This window comes from Streptomyces sp. NPDC057950, from assembly GCF_042887295.1.
Taxonomy (GTDB): Bacteria; Actinomycetota; Actinomycetes; order Streptomycetales; family Streptomycetaceae; genus Streptomyces; species Streptomyces kaempferi.
Map to the genome: position 1 here is coordinate 28422 of NZ_JBHVPP010000032.1, position 17932 is coordinate 46353.

At 71.0% G+C, this 17932-nt stretch carries 13 protein-coding genes; 10 read left to right on the plus strand and 3 right to left on the minus strand.

Annotation, left to right across the window (positions count from 1 at the left end):
• Positions 1-373: 373 nt before the first annotated feature.
• Both ACFVTC_RS38360 and ACFVTC_RS38365 read left to right on the plus strand, forming a co-directional pair.
• The gene (locus ACFVTC_RS38360; protein WP_390133759.1) at positions 374-1693 is read left to right on the plus strand and encodes an LCP family protein; all 1320 of its coding nucleotides are present in this window, start codon (positions 374-376) and stop codon (positions 1691-1693) included.
• A 246-nt stretch (positions 1694-1939) separates the two neighbouring features.
• The gene (locus ACFVTC_RS38365) at positions 1940-3691 is read left to right on the plus strand and encodes an LCP family protein (protein ID WP_390133761.1); all 1752 of its coding nucleotides are present in this window, start codon (positions 1940-1942) and stop codon (positions 3689-3691) included.
• Positions 3692-3838: 147 nt separating this feature from the next.
• Here ACFVTC_RS38365 and ACFVTC_RS38370 read toward each other — a convergent pair whose 3' ends face one another.
• The gene (locus ACFVTC_RS38370; RefSeq protein WP_390133763.1) at positions 3839-4873 is read right to left on the minus strand and encodes a glycosyltransferase family 2 protein; all 1035 of its coding nucleotides are present in this window, start codon (positions 4871-4873) and stop codon (positions 3839-3841) included.
• A gap of 276 nt (positions 4874-5149) precedes the next feature.
• On the opposite strand from ACFVTC_RS38370, the gene ACFVTC_RS38375 reads away from it, so the two are divergent.
• On the plus strand, positions 5150-6523 hold the full coding sequence (locus ACFVTC_RS38375) for an LCP family protein (protein WP_390133765.1): 1374 nt from the start codon (positions 5150-5152) through the stop codon (positions 6521-6523).
• 72 nt (positions 6524-6595) lie between these two features.
• On the opposite strand, the gene ACFVTC_RS38380 is transcribed toward ACFVTC_RS38375, so the two are convergent.
• The gene (locus ACFVTC_RS38380) at positions 6596-7900 is read right to left on the minus strand and encodes an LCP family protein (RefSeq protein ID WP_390133767.1); all 1305 of its coding nucleotides are present in this window, start codon (positions 7898-7900) and stop codon (positions 6596-6598) included.
• Between the two features lie 120 nt (positions 7901-8020).
• Here ACFVTC_RS38380 and ACFVTC_RS38385 point away from each other — a divergent pair, with 120 nt between their 5' ends.
• The 3 genes from ACFVTC_RS38385 to ACFVTC_RS38395 all read left to right on the plus strand — a co-directional run bounded on the left by ACFVTC_RS38385 (position 8021) and on the right by ACFVTC_RS38395 (position 12401).
• Positions 8021-8569, plus strand: a complete 549-nt coding sequence (locus ACFVTC_RS38385) for an acyl-CoA thioesterase (RefSeq protein WP_390133769.1) — start codon at positions 8021-8023, stop codon at positions 8567-8569.
• A gap of 544 nt (positions 8570-9113) precedes the next feature.
• On the plus strand, positions 9114-9752 hold the full coding sequence (locus ACFVTC_RS38390) for an HAD-IA family hydrolase (RefSeq protein ID WP_390133771.1): 639 nt from the start codon (positions 9114-9116) through the stop codon (positions 9750-9752).
• Between the two features lie 981 nt (positions 9753-10733).
• A complete protein-coding gene (locus tag ACFVTC_RS38395; RefSeq protein ID WP_390133773.1) occupies positions 10734-12401 on the plus strand; it encodes an LCP family protein in 1668 nt (555 codons plus the stop codon).
• An 84-nt stretch (positions 12402-12485) separates the two neighbouring features.
• Here the strand turns inward: ACFVTC_RS38395 and ACFVTC_RS38400 are convergent, their stop codons facing one another.
• On the minus strand, positions 12486-13643 hold the full coding sequence (locus tag ACFVTC_RS38400) for an acyl-CoA dehydrogenase family protein (RefSeq protein WP_390133775.1): 1158 nt from the start codon (positions 13641-13643) through the stop codon (positions 12486-12488).
• Between the two features lie 176 nt (positions 13644-13819).
• Here ACFVTC_RS38400 and ACFVTC_RS38405 point away from each other — a divergent pair, with 176 nt between their 5' ends.
• The 4 genes from ACFVTC_RS38405 to ACFVTC_RS38420 all read left to right on the plus strand — a co-directional run bounded on the left by ACFVTC_RS38405 (position 13820) and on the right by ACFVTC_RS38420 (position 17915).
• Positions 13820-15163 carry a UDP-glucose dehydrogenase family protein gene (locus tag ACFVTC_RS38405; protein ID WP_390133776.1) on the plus strand — a complete coding sequence of 448 codons (1344 nt, stop codon included), beginning with the start codon at positions 13820-13822 and terminating at the stop codon, positions 15161-15163.
• Positions 15164-15482: 319 nt separating this feature from the next.
• Complete coding sequence (locus tag ACFVTC_RS38410) at positions 15483-16610, plus strand: AI-2E family transporter (RefSeq protein WP_390133778.1); 1128 nt, start codon at positions 15483-15485, stop codon at positions 16608-16610.
• Positions 16611-16710: 100 nt separating this feature from the next.
• Positions 16711-17268, plus strand: a complete 558-nt coding sequence (locus ACFVTC_RS38415; protein WP_390133780.1) for a hypothetical protein — start codon at positions 16711-16713, stop codon at positions 17266-17268.
• Positions 17269-17324: 56 nt separating this feature from the next.
• Complete coding sequence (locus ACFVTC_RS38420; RefSeq protein WP_390133782.1) at positions 17325-17915, plus strand: hypothetical protein; 591 nt, start codon at positions 17325-17327, stop codon at positions 17913-17915.
• Positions 17916-17932 lie beyond the last annotated feature (17 nt).

Consider the following 17932-nt stretch of genomic DNA (forward strand, 5'->3'; position numbering starts at 1 on the left):
GGGGTGGGGGCGGCCTGGACTGTCGGCCGCGGCCGTGGTGGCCGGCGCGCGCTTCGTCGCGTCCCTCGCGGGACACGGCCGGTGCGACTCGCAGGATCGGACGTCGGGAACCGGCTCGGGCAGATGGGTGGCGGGGCCCGGCCGTCGGCCGCGGGTGATGTGTCGCCGGGCGCGCCGTTCCCCGCGCCCCCTGCGGGGCACCGGACGGACGGGGGGCGTCGCCCGTTCGTCCGCGTCCCCTGCGGGGCACCGGACGGGTGGGGGGCGTCGCCCGTTCGGGCTATCACCGGCCTGCCTCGGGGGGCCGGGCGGGCCATGGTCGTAGGAACACCGCGGCACGACACGCCCGTACGCCAGGAGGGGGTTCCCCGACGTGACCGACAGCGCAGGGCCGGGAGCGGGGGCGTCGGCCACCGGTACCGGGCTCGCCAGGCGGCGTCGGCGGTCGTGGGTGCGCAACACGTCCTTGGGGCTCAGCGTCTTCCTGCTGGCCGCGAGCGCGGCCGGCTGGGCGGTGTACGAGAAGCTGAACGGGAACATCACGGCCGACGACGACGCGGCCGCCGAGCTCGCCCGGTACGAGAAGGAGCGGCCCACGGCGCTCGTGCGGGGCGCGCAGAACATCCTGCTGATCGGATCGGACTCGCGCTCGGGGAAGGGGAACCGGAAGTACGGCCGCGACTCCGGGACCGAGCGCTCCGACACCACGATCCTGCTGCACCTGGCCGCGAACCGGCACAGCGCGACCGCCGTCTCGCTGCCCCGCGACCTCATGGTGCACCTGCCGGACTGCCGCCGCCCGGACGGCACCCGCAGCAGGCCGGTGTTCGCGGCGTTCAACTCGGCCTTCGAGGTGGGCGGTTCGGCCTGCACGATCCGGACCGTCGAGAAGCTCACGGACATCCGCGTCGACCACCACATGGTCGTCGACTTCCACGGCTTCAAGGACATCGTCGACGCGGTGGACGGTGTCCAGGTCTGCCTGAAGCAGCCCATCGACGACAAGGACGCCAAACTGCGGCTGCCCGCGGGCGAGGTGACGCTCAACGGCGAACAGGCCCTCGGTTACGTGCGCGCCCGCAAGAGCATCGGCAACGGCAGCGACACCGACCGGATGGAACGCCAACAGCGGTTCCTGGGCGCGCTCGTCAGCAAGGTGCGCAGCAACGACGTCCTGCTGAATCCGGCGAAGCTCTATCCCGTTCTCGACGCGGCCACCTCCTCGCTCACCACGGACCCCGCCCTGGCGAGCCTGCGCGGGCTGTACCAGCTGGTGCGCGGCATGCGCGACATTCCCGTGGAACAGGTGCAATTCCTGACGGTGCCCAGGGCGTCGTACGCCTACAACGCCAATCGCGACCAACTCGTCGAACCCGAAGCGGCCCAGCTCTTCGCGCGGCTGCGTTCGGACACACCGGTGGCGGTCGCCAAGGGTGTTCCGAAGGGGGCTCCCGCGGACGTTCCGGAGGATTCCGGAGTGAAGAGCGGAAATGCGGCGAAGGGCCGCCAGAACCTCGCGCGGAACTCGTTCGAGGGGCCCGGTGGAGGCGCGTACGAGTTCGCATTCGACTACGAAGAGCAGTCGAGTGGCGACGTGAAGTGGCCGGTCGAACAGGCCCTCTCCCCCGCCGGCACCCCTCCCCCCGCGCCGACTTTCCGGGGAAACACGGCGGCCGAGGACGCCTGCGGGTAAAGCATGCGCCAAGGACGGGAACTGCTGAGCTAAGAAGTCCCCGAGAAATAAGGCGGATTGCCCAGTTGTAGGCAAGTGGAATTCGTCACCGTCGTCGCTCGACACTGACCTGGGCAGATAGTGTGAGCGATCCGGTGCACCCGGCCACGAGGTCTGTCCTGGGGGTCGCGCACTGTTGGACCGAGAGACCCGAGCGCCTTGAGGGGGAAGGGCGCCGCGTGGCCCCGACGGAGGATTCAGACAACCGTGGACGCGCAAGGCCGTGGGCGGGCGGACAATATCGATCCCGCAGACCAGTGGGTGCTCAACCCGAACACCGGTGAATACGAACTGCGACTGAATGCTTCCGCACCGCAGTCGGGAGTCCCGAGACCGCGTCGCGGCACCCCCGCGCCGACGGGGGCGGGAGCGAGGCCGGGACAACGCGCGCGTCCGGCGCCGGAGCGGGACACGCCCGCGCCACCCGGCCCCGACGTCCCCGGGCCGCGCCGACGCCGCGGCGCCCCGCCCGAGCCGCCGCCGGGCCGCCGCCGGACGCGGACGAAGCCCAAGAAGTCGAGGGCGAAGAAGGTCCTGCTGTGGACCGGCGGGTCGATGGCCTTCGTACTGGTCGCCGCGTCGGCCGCGGGGTACCTGTACCTCAAGCACCTCGAGGGCAACGTCAGTACGACGGACGTCGGCACCGCGGGCAAGAAGGGCTTCAGCAAGAACGAGGCCTTCAACATCCTGATCATCGGTACGGACAAGCGCACCGGTAAGGGCAACGAGGGCTACGGCGACGCGAACAGCGTCGGGCACGCCGACACCAACATCCTGCTGCATGTCTCCAAGGACCGTACGAACGCGACCGCGTTGAGCATCCCTCGTGACCTGATCACCAACGTCCCGGACTGCCCGACCAAGCAGCCCGACGGCAGCACCAAGGTCGTCCCGGGCACGCAGGACGTCCGCTTCAACATCAGCCTGGGGCAGGACGGCCGCGACCCGGGCTGCACCATGCGCACGGTGAAGGAGCTCACCGGCATCTCGGTGGACCACTTCATGATGGCGGACTTCAACGCGGTGAAGACGCTGACGACGGCCGTGCAGGGCGTCGACGTCTGCCTCGCGCACCCGGTCAACGACAAGGACTCGCACCTCAAACTGCCCGCGGGCAAGAGCAAGGTCGAGGGTGAGCAGGCCCTCGCGTTCGTCCGCACCCGCCACAGCTGGGGCAACGAGGGCGACCTGGACCGGATCAAGGTGCAGCAGCAGTTCCTGGCGTCCCTCATGCGCAAGATGAGCTCCAGCGACACCCTCACCAGCCCCACCAAGCTGATCAGCCTGGCCGAGGCGGCCACCAAGGCGCTCACGGTGGACACGGGCATAGGAAACGTCAGCACGCTCAAGGACGTGGCCCTGGAGCTGAAGAGGGTGCCGACGAAGAACATCAGCTTCATGACGGTGCCGGTGCTCGACAACCCGGCCGACGGCACGGTCCACAAGACGGTCATCGTCAATCCGGCCGCGGCCCCCGACGTCTTCGACGCGATCAAGAACGACGTCTCCTTCACCGAGGTGAAGAAGAAGGAGAAGGAGGCGAAGGACGCCCAGGCCGCCCGCCTCCAGGGCACCAAGTCCGCGGCCTCCGAGGTCCGGGTGCGGATCCTCAACGGCGGGGCCGCCGGCGGCTCCGCTCAGCTGACCCTCGCCTGGCTGCAGAACTCCCAGGGTGTGCAGAAGTCCGAGAACGCGGGCAACGCGCCCGCGGTACTGAGCAAGACCGCGCTGGAGTACGCGCCAGACCAGGCGGCCCAGGCACGCAGGCTGGCCGCGATCATGGGGCTGTCGGGATCCGCGCTGAAGCCCGGCAAGAGCGTGATCAACTCCCAGGGACTGCCCGCGATGACGCTGACCCTGGGCAAGGACTTCAAGGGCGCGGGTGAACCGCTCACCGCCGCGACGAAGGCGCCGGCGGTCGACAAGTCCACGGCGGACAAGGTGAAGTGTGCCTCGTAGGTGACCTGACATGGCTCCGCCCCGCGTCCTCGGGCGCGGGGCGGAGCCATGTCAGGCGCGTGCGGACCGCGTCAGGCGGCGGGGTCGTTCAGGCGGCGGGGTCGGGCAGGGCCCGTCGGCGCGCACGCGGGCCGACGGGCCGCGACCTCATGAAGCGGCGGACTCCCGCACGGCGGGACGCCGTGAGGCGATCACCCTCGTGGCCAGCGCACGCGGGCTGGTCAGGAAGCCGAAGCCCCAGGACATGTGCATGGTGGCGAGGGCCAAGGGGATCTGCAGGCGGGCCTTGGCCCGCAGCCCCTTGCCCGCGGGCAGCGAACCCGCGGCTATCGCCGCGAGGTAGCCGCCGGGGATCAGGAAGCCCCAGGGCGTCAGGGCGGCGCCCACCACGACGCCCGCCGCGATCGCGCACACCGCGGTCGGCGGGGCGAGGTAGCGCAGGTTGATGGAGCCCTCGTGGTAGCGGGCGACGACGTGGCGCCAGCGTCCGTAGTCCTTGTACTGCTTGGCGAGGGCCCTGACGGAGGGCCGCGGCCGGTACGACACCTTCAGCTCGGGCGAGAACCAGATGAGGCCGCCCGCCTCCCGGATCCGGAAGTTCAGCTCCCAGTCCTGGGCGCGGATGAACTCCTCGTTGTAGCCGCCCTGGCGCTCCAGCGCCTCGCGCCGGAAGACGCCGAGGTACACGGTCTCGGCCGGTCCGGCCTCCCCGCCCGTGTGGAAGGCCGCGTTGCCCACACCGATCCTCGAGGTCATCGCGGCGGCGACGGCGTGCTCCCAGTCGTTCTCGCCCTCGGCGTGCATGATGCCGCCGACGTTCTGCGCGCCGGTCTCCTCCAGGAGGCGGACAGCGGTGGCGATGTAGTTCGGCGAGAGCATGCCGTGCCCGTCGACGCGGACCACGACGGGGTGCCGGGACGCCTTGATCGCCGCGTTGAGCGCGGCGGGGGTGCGGCCGGTCGGGTTCGGCACGGTGTGCACGCGGGGGTCCTCGGCCACGAGTCGGGCGGCGATCTCGTCCGTACGGTCCGTGGACGGACCGATGGCGATCACCACCTCCATCTCGCCGTCGTACTCCTGCGCCAGGATCGCTTGGACGGCTCCGCGAAGGTGCCTCTCCTCGTTGAGGACGGGCATGATCACGGATACGGCGGGGGGCTGCACGCCAGACTTCTCGCTCATCGGACGTCACGTTACCGCGAATGGGGGACACGGGCGCGCGCCGCCCTGCCTACGGGCCGGGCAGGAGATCGTATCTGCCTACCGTGCTCACGCATCCCCACGCCCACCCTCGCGGAGGTGTCCCCCTTGCCCACGTCGCCCCGCTCCGCCGCCCCGCCCCACGCCCCCGACCCCGCCCGTCCACGGCGGCCTCCTCTCCAGGGCCGCCCACAGCCGTCCCGTACCCGGCGGCCTCCGGCGCGGCCCCCCGTACGGAGGAGGAAGCCGCGCTGGGCCATGCGGGTCATCACCACGCTGTCGGTGGTGGTCCTCGCCTCGGCGGGCATCGGGCACGCGGTGGTCACCAGCCTCGACGAGGACATCGCCCGGGTCGACCCGTTCAAGGACATGAAGAACCGTCCCGCGGCGGGCCACGGCATGAACATCCTGCTGGTCGGCACCGACGGCCGCGAGAAGATCACGGAGAGCGAGCGGCGCAAGTACCGCCTGGGCGGCGCCCCCTGCCACTGCACCGACACGATCATGATCGTGCACATCGCGGCGGACAAGGAGCGCGCCAGCGTCGTCAGCCTGCCGCGCGACTCGTACGCCGAGACGCCCGCGCACACCGACCAGACCACCGGCGCACAGCACGCCCCGCACCCGATCAAGCTCAACGCGGCGTACGCGGAGGGCGGTCCGCAGCTGACCGTGCGCACCGTCGAGAACATGACCCACTTGAAGATCGACCACTACCTGGAGGTCGACTTCACCAGCTTCATGAAGACCGTGGACGTGCTCGGGGGCGTCGACATCTGCACCACGCGGCCCCTGAAGGACTCCTACACGGGACTCGACCTGACGGCCGGCCCGCACGAGCTGAACGGCGGGCAGGCGCTGCAGTACGTGCGCTCCCGGCATGTCGACGGTGCCTCCGACCTCGGCAGGATGCAGCGCCAGCAGCGGTTCCTGGCGGCGCTGATCGGCCGCGCCACCTCCTCCGGGGTGCTGCTGAACCCGCTGAGGTTCCGTGACGTCACCCGGGCCGTGCTCGGCTCGGTCCGCGCGGACCGGGGCTTCGGCACCGACGAGCTGCTGGACCTCGGCCGGGCGATGCGCAACTTCTCCCCTTCCTCCTCCGAGTTCACGACCGTGCCGATCGGGCGGATGGGCTTCGCCGTCAAGGGCATCGGCTCGACGCTGAAGTGGGACGAGCCGAAGGCCGCCCGTCTCTTCGAGTCGCTGCGCGACGACGAGCCGCTCACCGCGCCGCACCGGGCGGCGGTGCGCAGCGCGGTCGCGCACGTCGAGGTGGCCCCGCAGCAGATCCACGTCCAGGTGGAGAACGCGACCTCCACCGAGGGCCTCGGCAAGCGGGTGGACGGCGCGCTCGCCGCCACCGGGTTCCGTACGACCGGGCAGCCCGCCACCGCGCAGGAGTCGGGCCTGAAGCACACCGTCATCACCTACGACCCGCGCTGGGACCGTTCCGCGCGCTCCCTGGCGGCGGCGCTGCCCGGCAGCGAGCTGCGCGCGGTCGACCGGCAGGGGCCGGTGCTGAAGGTGCTCGCGGGGGCGGACTTCAAGGAGGTCAGACGGGTACGGGTGGACGCTCCGCCCCAGGGGGAGTCGTCTCCCGTGGTGACCGGTGACGAGGTGCTGTGCCGCTAGGGCGCATGTATGTGACAGGGCCCCGCCGATGTGCTCGGCGGGGCCCTGTCACGGGTGCGGGGCGTCGGGTCCTCAGTTGCCCGAGACCGTCACCTTTTCGTCGTTCTTCAGCTCGTCGACCAGCGACTTGACCTTGGCCTTGTCCCAGACGAGGTTGCCGCCCGTGGAGCCGGAGATCGGCATGTTCATGGACTTGCCGTCACCGCCGGTGACACCCTTCATCGCCCAGAACATGTCCGCGAGGTCCCACAGGCTCATGTCCTTGTCGACGGTGAGCGAGTCCAGGCCCGCGCCCATCGTCGGGTAGAGCGCGAAGGGGTTCAGGACCGTGGACGGGGTCGCCACCTGGTGGGCCAGGGCGGCCAGGAACTTCTGCTGGTTCTTGGTGCGTTCCAGGTCCGAGGCGGCGAAGGCGTGCCGGGTACGGACGAAGGCGAGGGCCTGCTCGCCGTTCAGTGTCTGCTCGCCCGCCTTGAAGTCGGCGCCGGAGTACTTGTCCTTGAAACCCTTGTCGAGGGTCATGTCGACGCCGCCGACCGCGTCCACGATCTTCGCGAAGCCGCCGAAGCCGATCTCCACGTAGTGGTCGATGCGCAGACCGGTGTTGAACTCGACGGTCCGCACGAGGAGCTCGGGGCCGTCCTCCGCGTACGCCGCGTTCAGCTTCACGTGCCGGCCCGTGCCCTGGTACGTCTTGCCGGAGTCGGAGCCCTTGTAGCTCGGTATCTCGACGTTCGAGTCACGGGGCAGCGAGACCAGCGTGGAGCCGTTGTCGCCGGTGTGCAGGATCATCATGGAGTCCGTGCGCTTGCCCTCGGCGGACCCGGTGTGCAGCTTCTTCTTGTCCTCGGCGGACATTCCGGCGCGGCTGTCGGAGCCGACGATCAGGTAGTTGGTGCCCTTGCCCGCGTCGGGACGGTCGATGACCTTCGACAGATCCACGTCACGGTGGAGCTTGGAGTCCGCCCAGAAGTACGTGCCGACGGAGACCACGACGAAGAGCGTGACCAGCGTGATCGCGGTCCACTTGATCCGGCGCCGCCAGTTCGGCGCGGGGCGCGGATCCCGGGTGCCGGTGCCGCCGGGACCCTGCGGGCCTCCGGGGCCGTTCGGCGAACCGTAGACCTGGCCGGTGTTGTAACCGGAGTCGTATCCGTTGTCGTAGCCGTCGCCGTACCCCTGGCCGTTCCCGTACGTCGGCTGCTGGGGCACTCCGCCGTAGGGCGGGGCGCCGGGGCCCGGACCGGGCGACGCCGGACCACGCCGAACCTGCCGCATGACGCGGGCGCTCTCGGGCTGTGCGCCCGCGCTGCCGCGACCGTAACGGTTGCCGCCGTTGTTGCGGCTGTCGTCCCACCCGTCGGGCCAATCGTTCATGCGGACCAGTGTGCAGGGCCGCACCAGGTGCCTAACAAGAGAGCGGGGAGATCTGGGTCACGCCTGTTGCAGAGCTGATGCAAAGCGGACCATGCGCGCACCCCGCATAGGGTGGAGGGCATGACAGACCAGGCGCCCACTCCGGAATCCGATATTCCGGGCAAGCCGACCTCCGCGTCCCGGACCACGCTCAGCCACATCATGACCCACAACGACACCAACCTTCTGGGCACGGTGCACGGTGGTGTGATCATGAAACTCGTGGACGACGCGGCGGGCGCGGTGGCCGGGCGGCACTCCGGTGGGCCCGCGGTGACCGCCTCCATGGACGAGATGGCTTTCCTCGAGCCCGTGCGCGTGGGCGACCTCGTCCATGTGAAGGCCCAGGTCAACTGGACGGGCCGGACGTCGATAGAGGTCGGTGTCCGGGTGCTCGCCGAGCGGTGGAACGAGTCCACGCCACCCCAGCAGGTCGGCTCGGCCTATCTCGTCTTCACCGCGGTCGACGCCGACGGCAAGCCGCGCCGCGTTCCGCCCGTCCTCCCGGAGACCGAGCGGGACGAGCGCCGCTACCAGGAGGCCCAGATCCGCCGCACCCACCGGCTGGCCCGCCGCCGGGCGATCATGGAACTGCGGGAGAAGCGCGTGGCGGACGGGCTGGACGCGTAGCGCCGCGGGCGTCGACCGGGTAGCGCCGCGGGCGCCGACCGGGTACGACCGCGGGCGCCGACCGGGTAGGCCCGCGGGCGCCGGCCGGGTATCGGGGCTCCCGGCAGCACGAAGACCACCGGCGGGAGCCGCAGCCGTCGGCGGCTCCGGACCGCCGGAGTGCCGGGACCGCGAGAGCGCCGGGACCGCGAGAGTACGGGGCCCCGCAGTACGAGGGCGCCGGAGGTCAGCGGCGCCGGAGGTCGGGAGTACCGGGGCACGGAAGCACCTGGGGCCGCGCTGGCCGGAGCGCAGGAGCACCCGGGGCCACGCGGACCGGAGCGCAGGAACACCCGGGGCCACGCGGACCGGAGCGCAGGAACACCCGGGGCCACGCGGACCGGAGCGCAGGAACACCCGGGGCCACGCGAGCCGGAGCGCAGGAACACCCGGGGCCACGCTGGCCCAGGTCCCGACGCGGGCGTGAGGGCTGCGAGGAGGGTGCGGCGGCCCGGTCGACGGCCCTGGTCGGCGGCTTCCCCGGGCCGGATGTCAGGGTGACGGCATGAGCCTTTCTCCCGCCTCCCGCCCCACCTCGGACGGTCGCCCCTTCGACGCGGTGCTCTGCGACGTCGACAACGTGATCCGCGTCTACGACCCGTCCCGCCTGAACGCGCTGGAGCGCGCCGCCGGACTGGCCGAGGGCACCACCATGAAGCTGGCCTTCGCACCGGACACGGTGCTGCCGCTGGTGGTCGGGCGGATCACGCCGGACGAGTGGGCACGGTCGGCCGTGCGGGGTCTGGCCGGGCTGGTGTCCGAGGCGGCGGCCCGGGAGCTGGGCGGGGCGCTCGTCCGGACGCCGTTCCGGGCGGACGCGGCGGTGGTGTCACTGCTGCGCGGGGCCCGTGCCCAGGTGCCCCTGGTCCTCGTCACCAACACCTCGGTGCAGCTGGAGGAGGACCTGGAGGTCCTGGGTCTGACGGATCTCGCCGACCACGTGGTCAGCAGCGCGCGGGTGGGGATCGCCAAGCCCGACCGCCGCATCTACGACATCGCCGTCGAACGGGCCGGAGTTCCGGCCGAGCGCTGCCTGTTCGTGGACGACACCCTGGAGAACGTGGAGGCGGCGTCCGCACTCGGGATGCGGACCGTCCACTACCGCGCTCCCGAGGACCTGCGCCGCGCGCTGGCCGCCCTGTGACGCCCGGCAGGCACGGGCTCCGACCCCGCCCCACCGGGCCGGCGCCCCAAACCCGCCTGGCCGACCGGCCGTTGACCAGCGGAGCTGGTGTCCGGCGTTTGGCGGGACCTTGGCCACCGTCGGACGCCCGCGAGTAAAGCGTGCGCCAAGGAACGATCTTTATTCGCCGGAAACGGGTCGATTGACCGGTTGTACGGGAGTGGCAATACTCACCGCCGTCGCTCGACGCTCGACTTGGCCGATAGTGTGAGCGATCCGGCGCGCTTGGCCACGAGTCGCGCGCTGCCCGCGCGCATGACCGGCCGAGGGGCTTTGGGGGCCGGTACACCGCGTGGCCCCGACGGAGGACAAGACGACCGTGGACACGCAGGGCCGTGGACGGGCGGACATCGATGTCCGGGCCGGCCTCCACAACGCCGACGCACCCGACGGTTCCGCCTGGACGACCCTTGTCCGGCCGCGGGGCCGCACAGGCGTACTCGCGTCCGCTCAGCTCGGCAACGCCGCCGCGGAACAGTGGAGGACGACGCGGGAGTACCCTCCTGACCAGGCCGACCAGGCGCGCGAACCGGCCGGCATCGCGGGGCCTCCGGCACCGGCCCCGAAGCCGGGCGGGAGCGCGAGCGACCCGCGGGGACTGCCCGCGAACGCGCCGCCCTCGGTGGGGACTTCAGGTGTGGGGGCGTACCGGTCACCGCTCCGGCGGAGGCACCGGCCCGGCGTTCCACGGTCGGCGGCCGACGAGGTCAGGCGCGTCCGGTGACCTCGGGGGCCGATTCTGCGTCTCACTGAGTGGAGGAGCACGGCGGCGCCACGAAATGTGCCGTGGCCGATACTTCGCCCGGCCTGTGCCCAGGCTTTCCGAGGCACACGGTCGAGGAGGGGGAAGGCGACATGGTTGCCCCGGTCCGTACTAGGGCGGGTACCGGGACGCGAAACGAAGCCGCGGTGAGGATGCCGGGGGCGGGGAGGGGCAGGAGAATGACACGAAGCAGCGTGCGCGGAGAAGGGGCTCTGCCGCACACTCGGCGCGGCGACGAACCCGGTGGGGCGGGCGAGGCGCAGGGCACCGACGGCGGACGGCACAAAGAGGGCTCGCGGGCGCCGTCCGGCGACCGCGAGCCGCAGGGCGGCAGCCGCAGGCGCGGAGCGGGGTCGAGACCGCCGCGCCCGAAGCGGCGGATACTGCGCTGGTCGGCGATGACGCTGACGGTGGTGATACTGGGGACCGCCGGGGCGGGTTACCTCTACTACGAGCACCTCAACAGCAACATCAAGAAGGACAAGCTCAACCTCGGTGACGACGCCGCGCCCAAGGCGACCGCGAACGCCGCCGGTCAGAGTCCGCTGAACATCCTGATGATCGGCTCGGACAGCCGGAACACCGCGGAGGACCTCAAGCTCGGCGGGTCCAAGGGTGATGTGGGCCGCCCGCCGCTCGCCGATGTGCAGATGCTGGTGCACGTCTCGGCCGACCGCAGCAACATGTCCGTGGTCAGCCTCCCGCGCGACACCATGATCTCCATCCCCAAGTGCACCGACCCGCACACCCACAAGGTGTACGAGCCGCTCTCCCTGTCCATGGCCAACGAGTCGCTGGGCCGCGGCGGCCCCGGCTGCACGGTCGCCACCTGGGAGAAGCTGACCGACATCCACATCGACCACTTCATGATGGTCGACTTCTCCGGGGTCGTGTCGATGGCGGACGCCATCGGCGGTGTCCCGGTCTGCGTACGGAAGAACGTCTACTCGCACACCTCGGACGGCCACGGATCGGGCCTGAAGCTGAAGGCGGGCACCACGCCGGTCAAGGGAAAGCAGGCATTGCAGTGGCTGCGCACCCGTTACGGCTTCGAGGACGGCACCGACCTCGGCCGCACCCACGCCCAGCACATGTACATGAACTCGATGGTGCGCCAGCTGCGCGCCAACGCGACGCTGAGCAACCCCGACGAGATGCGCAGGCTGGCGGAGACCGCGACGAAGGCGCTCACGGTCGACGAGGGCCTGGGAACGGTCAAGAAGCTGTACGACCTGTCCGAGGACTTCAAGCGGGTGCCCACCAAGGGCATCACGATGACGACGCTGCCCACGGAGCAGTGGTCGCAGGACCGCAACCGGCTGGTGCCGCTGCCCGGTGACGCCGACCAGCTCATTTCCATGATCCGTAAGGACACTCCGCTGAACGGCCACGGCACGAAGCCGAAGGCCGAGCAGACCTCGAAGGACCCCGCGGCACCGAACGGCCAGATCGCCGTACAGGTCCGCAACGGCACCGGAGTGAACGGCCAGGCCCCGACGCCCCAGCGGGCCCTCGCCGTCGAACAGGCCCTGCGGGCCAAGGGGTTCACCCAGGCCACGAAGGACACGGAACTGACCCCCGAGGCCGAGACCACCGTCCTCTACCCCAGCGCCGATCTGGAGGGTGACGCCCAGGCGGTCGCCAAGGCGATGGGGGTGCCGCTGAGTTCGGTGCGCAAGTCGACCGACGTCTCGGGAGTCACCGTGATCGTGGGCGCGGACTGGCGTACCGGGAAGACCTATCCGGCATCCGCGCAGCCGACGAAGGCACCCAAGTCCGCCGCCGTGCTGAGCGGTGACAAGGAGGACGCGTGCATGGAGATCCAGCAGGGGTTCACCTGGGGGTGAGCGGGACTCGCTGACCGCGCCGGCGGACAGCGCGCACGCTGGAGGTGGCCGCAGCTCCGTGAAGAGCTGCGGCCCCCGACCCCGCTAGGGAAGGTTCCTCGCCATCACGATCCGCTGCACCTGGTTCGTGCCCTCGTAGATCTGGGTGATCTTGGCGTCGCGCATCATGCGCTCGACCGGGTAGTCACGGGTGTAGCCGTAGCCGCCGAGCAGCTGGACGGCGTCCGTGGTGACCTCCATGGCGACGTCGGAGGCGAAGCACTTGGCCGCCGCGCCCTGGAAGGTCAGGTCGGCGTCGCCGCGCTCGGACTTGGCCGCCGCCGCGTACGTCAGCTGGCGGGCGGCCTCGATCTTCATGGCCATGTCGGCGAGCATGAACTGGATGCCCTGGAAGTCTGCGATCGGCTTGCCGAACTGCTTGCGCTCGCGGACGTAGCCCTTGGCGTAGTCGAGAGCGCCCTGGGCGATACCGAGCGCCTGGGCCGCGATCGTGATGCGGGTGTGGTCGAGGGTCTTCATCGCGGTGGCGAAGCCGGTGCCCTCCTCGCCGATCATGCGGTCCGCGGGGATGCGAACGTTGTCGAGGTAGACCTCGCGCGTCGGGCTGCCCTTGATGCCGAGCTTCCGCTCCGGGGCGCCGAAGGAGACGCCCTCGTCCGACTTCTCGACCACGAAGGCCGATATGCCCTTGGAGCGCTTCGTGGGATCGGTGACGGCCATCACCGTGTAGTACTCGGACTCACCCGCGTTGGTGATCCAGCGCTTCACACCGTTGAGGACGTAGGAGTCGCCGTCGCGGACCGCCTTCGTCTTCATGCCCGCCGCGTCCGAGCCCGCGTCCGGCTCGGAGAGGCAGTACGAGAACATGCCGTCGCCCGCCGCCAGGGGCGCCAGGTACTTCTGCTTCAGGGCCTCGGAACCGGAGAGGATCACCGGGAGCGAGCCGAGCTTGTTCACGGCCGGGATGAGAGAGGAGCTGGCGCACACCCGCGCCACCTCCTCGATCACGATCACGGTGGCGAGCGCGTCGGCGCCGGCGCCGCCGTACGTCTCCGGCACGTGCACGGCGTGGAGGTCGGAGGAGACCAGGGCGTCCAGGGCCTCCTGCGGGAAACGGGCCTCCTCGTCGACCACCGCCGCGTACGGCGCGATCTTCGCCTCGGACAGCGAGCGGATCGCGTCCCGGAGCATGTCGTGCTCCTCGGACGGGCGGTACAGGTCGAAATCAGCCGATCCGGCCAAGGTCTCTCACGCTCCAAAGACGCTAATTACCGTTAAGTAACCCAAATTTTAGGGGCCCGCCCACGGGAGGGATACGTGAGCTTGGCGACAGCGGGGAACCTGCCCGACGAAGGGCCCCGTCATGCCCCGACTATGCTCGGGCAGCGCACCCACGGCCGTATACCCCAGGAGCACGCATGGCCCTCAAGATCACCGTGATCGGTACCGGCTATCTCGGCGCCACACACGCCGCGGCCATGGCCGAACTCGGTTTCGAGGTGCTGGGGCTCGATGTCGTCCCCGAGAAGATCGAGATGCTCCAGCGGGGCGAGGTCCCGATGTACGAGCCGGGCCTCGAGGAACTGCTGCGCAAGCACGTGGCGGGCATCGAGGGGTCCACCGGGCGCCTGCGCTTCACCATGGACTGGGCCGAGGTCGGGGAGTTCGGCGACGTCCACTTCGTCTGCGTGAACACCCCGCAGAAGCACGGCGAGTACGCGTGCGACATGTCGTACGTCGACGCGGCCTTCGAGTCGCTCGCCCCGCACCTGCACGGACCCGCCCTCGTCGTCGGCAAGTCCACCGTGCCCGTGGGTTCCGCGGAACGGCTGGCGCGGACGCTCGCCGAGCTGTCCCCCGCGGGCGAGGACGCCGAACTCGCCTGGAACCCGGAGTTCCTGCGCGAGGGTTTCGCCGTACAGGACACGCTGCACCCCGACCGGATCGTGGTGGGCGTGCGCGGCGAACGGTCCGAGAAACTGCTGCGCGAGGTGTACACCACGCCGGTCGCCGAGGGCTCGCCCTTCGTGGTGACCGACTTCCCGACCGCCGAGCTGGTGAAGACGTCCGCGAACTCCTTCCTCGCGACCAAGATCTCCTTCATCAACGCCATGGCCGAGGTCTGCGAGGCGGCCGGCGGCGATGTCGCCATGCTGGCCGAGGCCATAGGACACGACGAGCGCATCGGCAAGAAGTTCCTGCGGGCCGGGATCGGGTTCGGGGGCGGCTGTCTGCCCAAGGACATCCGCGCCTTCATGGCACGCGCCGGTGAGCTGGGCGCCGACCAGGCGCTGACCTTCCTGCGCGAGATCGACTCCATCAACATGCGGCGGCGCGGCCAGATGGTCGAGATGGCCCGCGAGGCGCTCGGCGGCGGTTCCTTCCTCGGCAAGCGGGTCGCCGTGCTCGGCGCGACCTTCAAGCCCGACTCCGACGACGTGCGGGACTCGCCGGCACTGAACGTCGCCGGGCAGATCCACCTCCAGGGCGGCCAGGTCACCGTCTACGACCCCAAGGGCATGGCGAACGCCAAGCGGCTCTTCCCGACGCTCGGGTACGCGGACTCGGCCGCCGGGGCCGTCCGCGGCGCCGATGTCGTCCTGCACCTCACCGAGTGGCGCGAGTTCCGTGAGCTGGACCCCGCGGCACTGGGCGAGGCGGCCACCGCCCGCGTGCTCCTCGACGGGCGCAACGCCCTCGACCCGGAGCTGTGGCGGCGGGCCGGCTGGACGTACCGGGCGATGGGACGGCCCACCGCCTGACCCGCCCGCCCTCCCCGGCTTGCGGCCCCTCCTCGGAGCACCACACGCTGTCCCTGACGCCCCTTGTGTGCGATCTGTCCCGTTGCGGCCCGGTCACGTGATGCCACGGCGTCGACCACAGGCGCCTCTTCGGCGACGTGCCTGTCCGGTCCCGACGACGGAGGGCGGTGACGCACAGGTGACCGACGGATCGCGTCGTTCGCACCGACGGCCGGGTGAGCCCGGCACCGGTCCGGACGCGGGCCGCGGCTCCGGTCGCTACGCGCGGCGGGCGCGGTACGTCGTACGCGGGAGCCGACCCCTCGGCAAAACGGGCGCGGTGGTCCGGGCGCGTGCGGCCGGGACGGCGGCGCGCCGCGACAGCGTGACCGCGGACGTGAACAGCGGACTGCGGGTGACCGCCGCGTACGCCTGGCGGCTGCTCGTGCTGGGAGCGGCCGCGTACGCGTGCTTCAAGATCCTGGGACGGCTGCAACTGGTCGCCGTCGCGGTGTTCCTCGCGCTGGTGGTGACCTCGGTGCTGCGCCCGGCGGCCAATCTGCTGGCACGGTGGCTGCCCCGGGGCCTGGCGACCGCGGTGAGCCTGGTGGGGAGCGTGGTGGTGGTGCTCGGGCTGCTGTCCCTGGTCGGCAGTCTGGTCGCGGGTGAATCGGGGCGGCTGGGCGAGGAGTTCGCCGGGGGCGCCGGGCGGATCGAGCGGTGGCTGGAAGGATCTCCCTTCCACGTGGACCACGCGGCGCTGGCGAACCTCCAGGACAAGGCGACCGCGTACCTCTCACAGCACCGTTCCGCGCTGCTCAGCAGCGCGCTCAGCGGCGCCGGGCGCGTACTGGAGGTGCTGGCCGGCGGCGTGCTCGCGCTGTTCTGCTCACTGTTCTTCATCCACTCCGGTGAGCGGTTCTGGCACTGGTTCCAGGCGCTGCTGCCGAAGCACGCGCGGGACCCGTGGGACCGCGCGGGGCGGGCGGCCTGGCGGACGTTCGCCGGGTACACCCGGGGCATCATCATCGTGGCCGCCACCAACGCCGTGGTGGTGGGCATCGCGTTGTTCCTGCTGGGCGTGCCGCTGGCGCTGCCGCTCACACTGCTGGAGTTCTTCGCCGCGTTCATCCCGCTGGTGGGCTCCCCCGTCGCGCTCGCCGTGGCCACGGTGGTCGCCCTGGCCTCGCGGGGTCCGGTCGTCGCCGTCGTGGTCCTCGCCCTGATCGTGGTCATCGGCCAGCTCGAGGGCCATGTGCTGCACCCGCTGGTGCTCAGCTGGGCGGTCCGGCTGCACCCCGTGGTGGTCGCCCTCTCCGTCATCGCCGGCAGCATCCTGGCCGGGGTGATCGGCGCGGTCGTCGCCGTTCCGATGGTGTCGGTCGCCTGGTCCGTGTTCGGCGCGCTGCGCGCCCCGCCCGCGCCGTCCGTACCGGACCCGCACGCCGACGACAAATCACACTCATAGCCGTGTTCGGAGCATTCCACGCATCTCGTTTCAATCCCGGGGTTGGGGGGACCCGACGGATAGAGGCGCACATCGGGCGCCGGCGAGGAGGCTCTGCCCCATGTCAACAGGAACACTTCTGGCCATCATCATTCCTGTCGTGGTGGTGATCGCCCTGATCGCGGTGGTGGCTTCACAGCTCATGCGGCGCCGGAAGCTGCGGGAGCGCTTCGGTCCGGAGTACGAGCGAACGGTGGAGAACGCCGACAACCGCTCGGCCGCGGAGCGCGACCTCAAGGACCGTGAGAAGCGGCACGACTCCCTGGACATCAGGCCGCTGGACAGCGGCACCAAGGACCGGTACACCCGCGACTGGGCCGGCGTGCAGGAAGACTTCGTGGATCACCCGGAGGGCGCCGTGCACGACGCGGACCGCCTGGTGACCTCCCTGATGAACGAACGCGGCTATCCGACCCAGGACTTCGAGCAGCAGCTCAGGGACCTCTCGGTCGAGCACGGTCGCACCCTGGAGCACTACCGGGCCGCCCATGACGTGGACGCGCTCAGCACACAGCACCAGGCGACGACGGAGCAGCTGCGGGGGGCCATGGTGCACTACCGCGCCCTCTTCGACGAGCTGCTCTCCGACGGCGGCCGTCGCCGCCACGCGCGGGCCTGACCGGCCCGGACGGAACGGAGTGAGCGATGCACCGCCAGGACACACGAGGCCATGACATGCCGGACACCGCCACCGCGAGCGGCCTGTCCACCGACGATCTCGCCCGGCCCCACGACCGCGCGGCCGAGGACACCTCGGGCCCGCCGCCCGACGCGCCGATGTTCCCCGGCGAGAGCACGGCCACGCCGAACGACGCCGCGGAACGCGAGGACGACGGGCGATTCGACGACGCCGGACGTGAGGACACCGGGCGGCGCGCGGACACCGGGCGGGACACCGGCGGCCCGGACGACGGGGCCGTGGGCACCGACACGCGGGCGGAGAGCTCGCGGGACCGGACCACCGGCGGCTCCCGGGGCGCCCAGGACACCGACGACACCCCCCAACTCCTCGGCCAACGGGACGAGGAGGCGTTCCGTGCCCGCTGGCAGGAGGTGCAGAGCCAGTTCGTCGACGACCCGCGCGACGCCGTGCACACCGCCGACGCCCTCGTCGCGGACGTGATGCAGAGGCTCGCCGCCACCTTCGCCGATCACAAACAGGAACTGGAAGGACAGTGGAACCGGGGCGAGCAGGCCGACACGGAGGACCTGCGCCAGGCCCTGCGCCACTACCGCTCGTTCTTCAACCGGCTGCTGGTCACCTGACCCGGCGCGGCGGTACC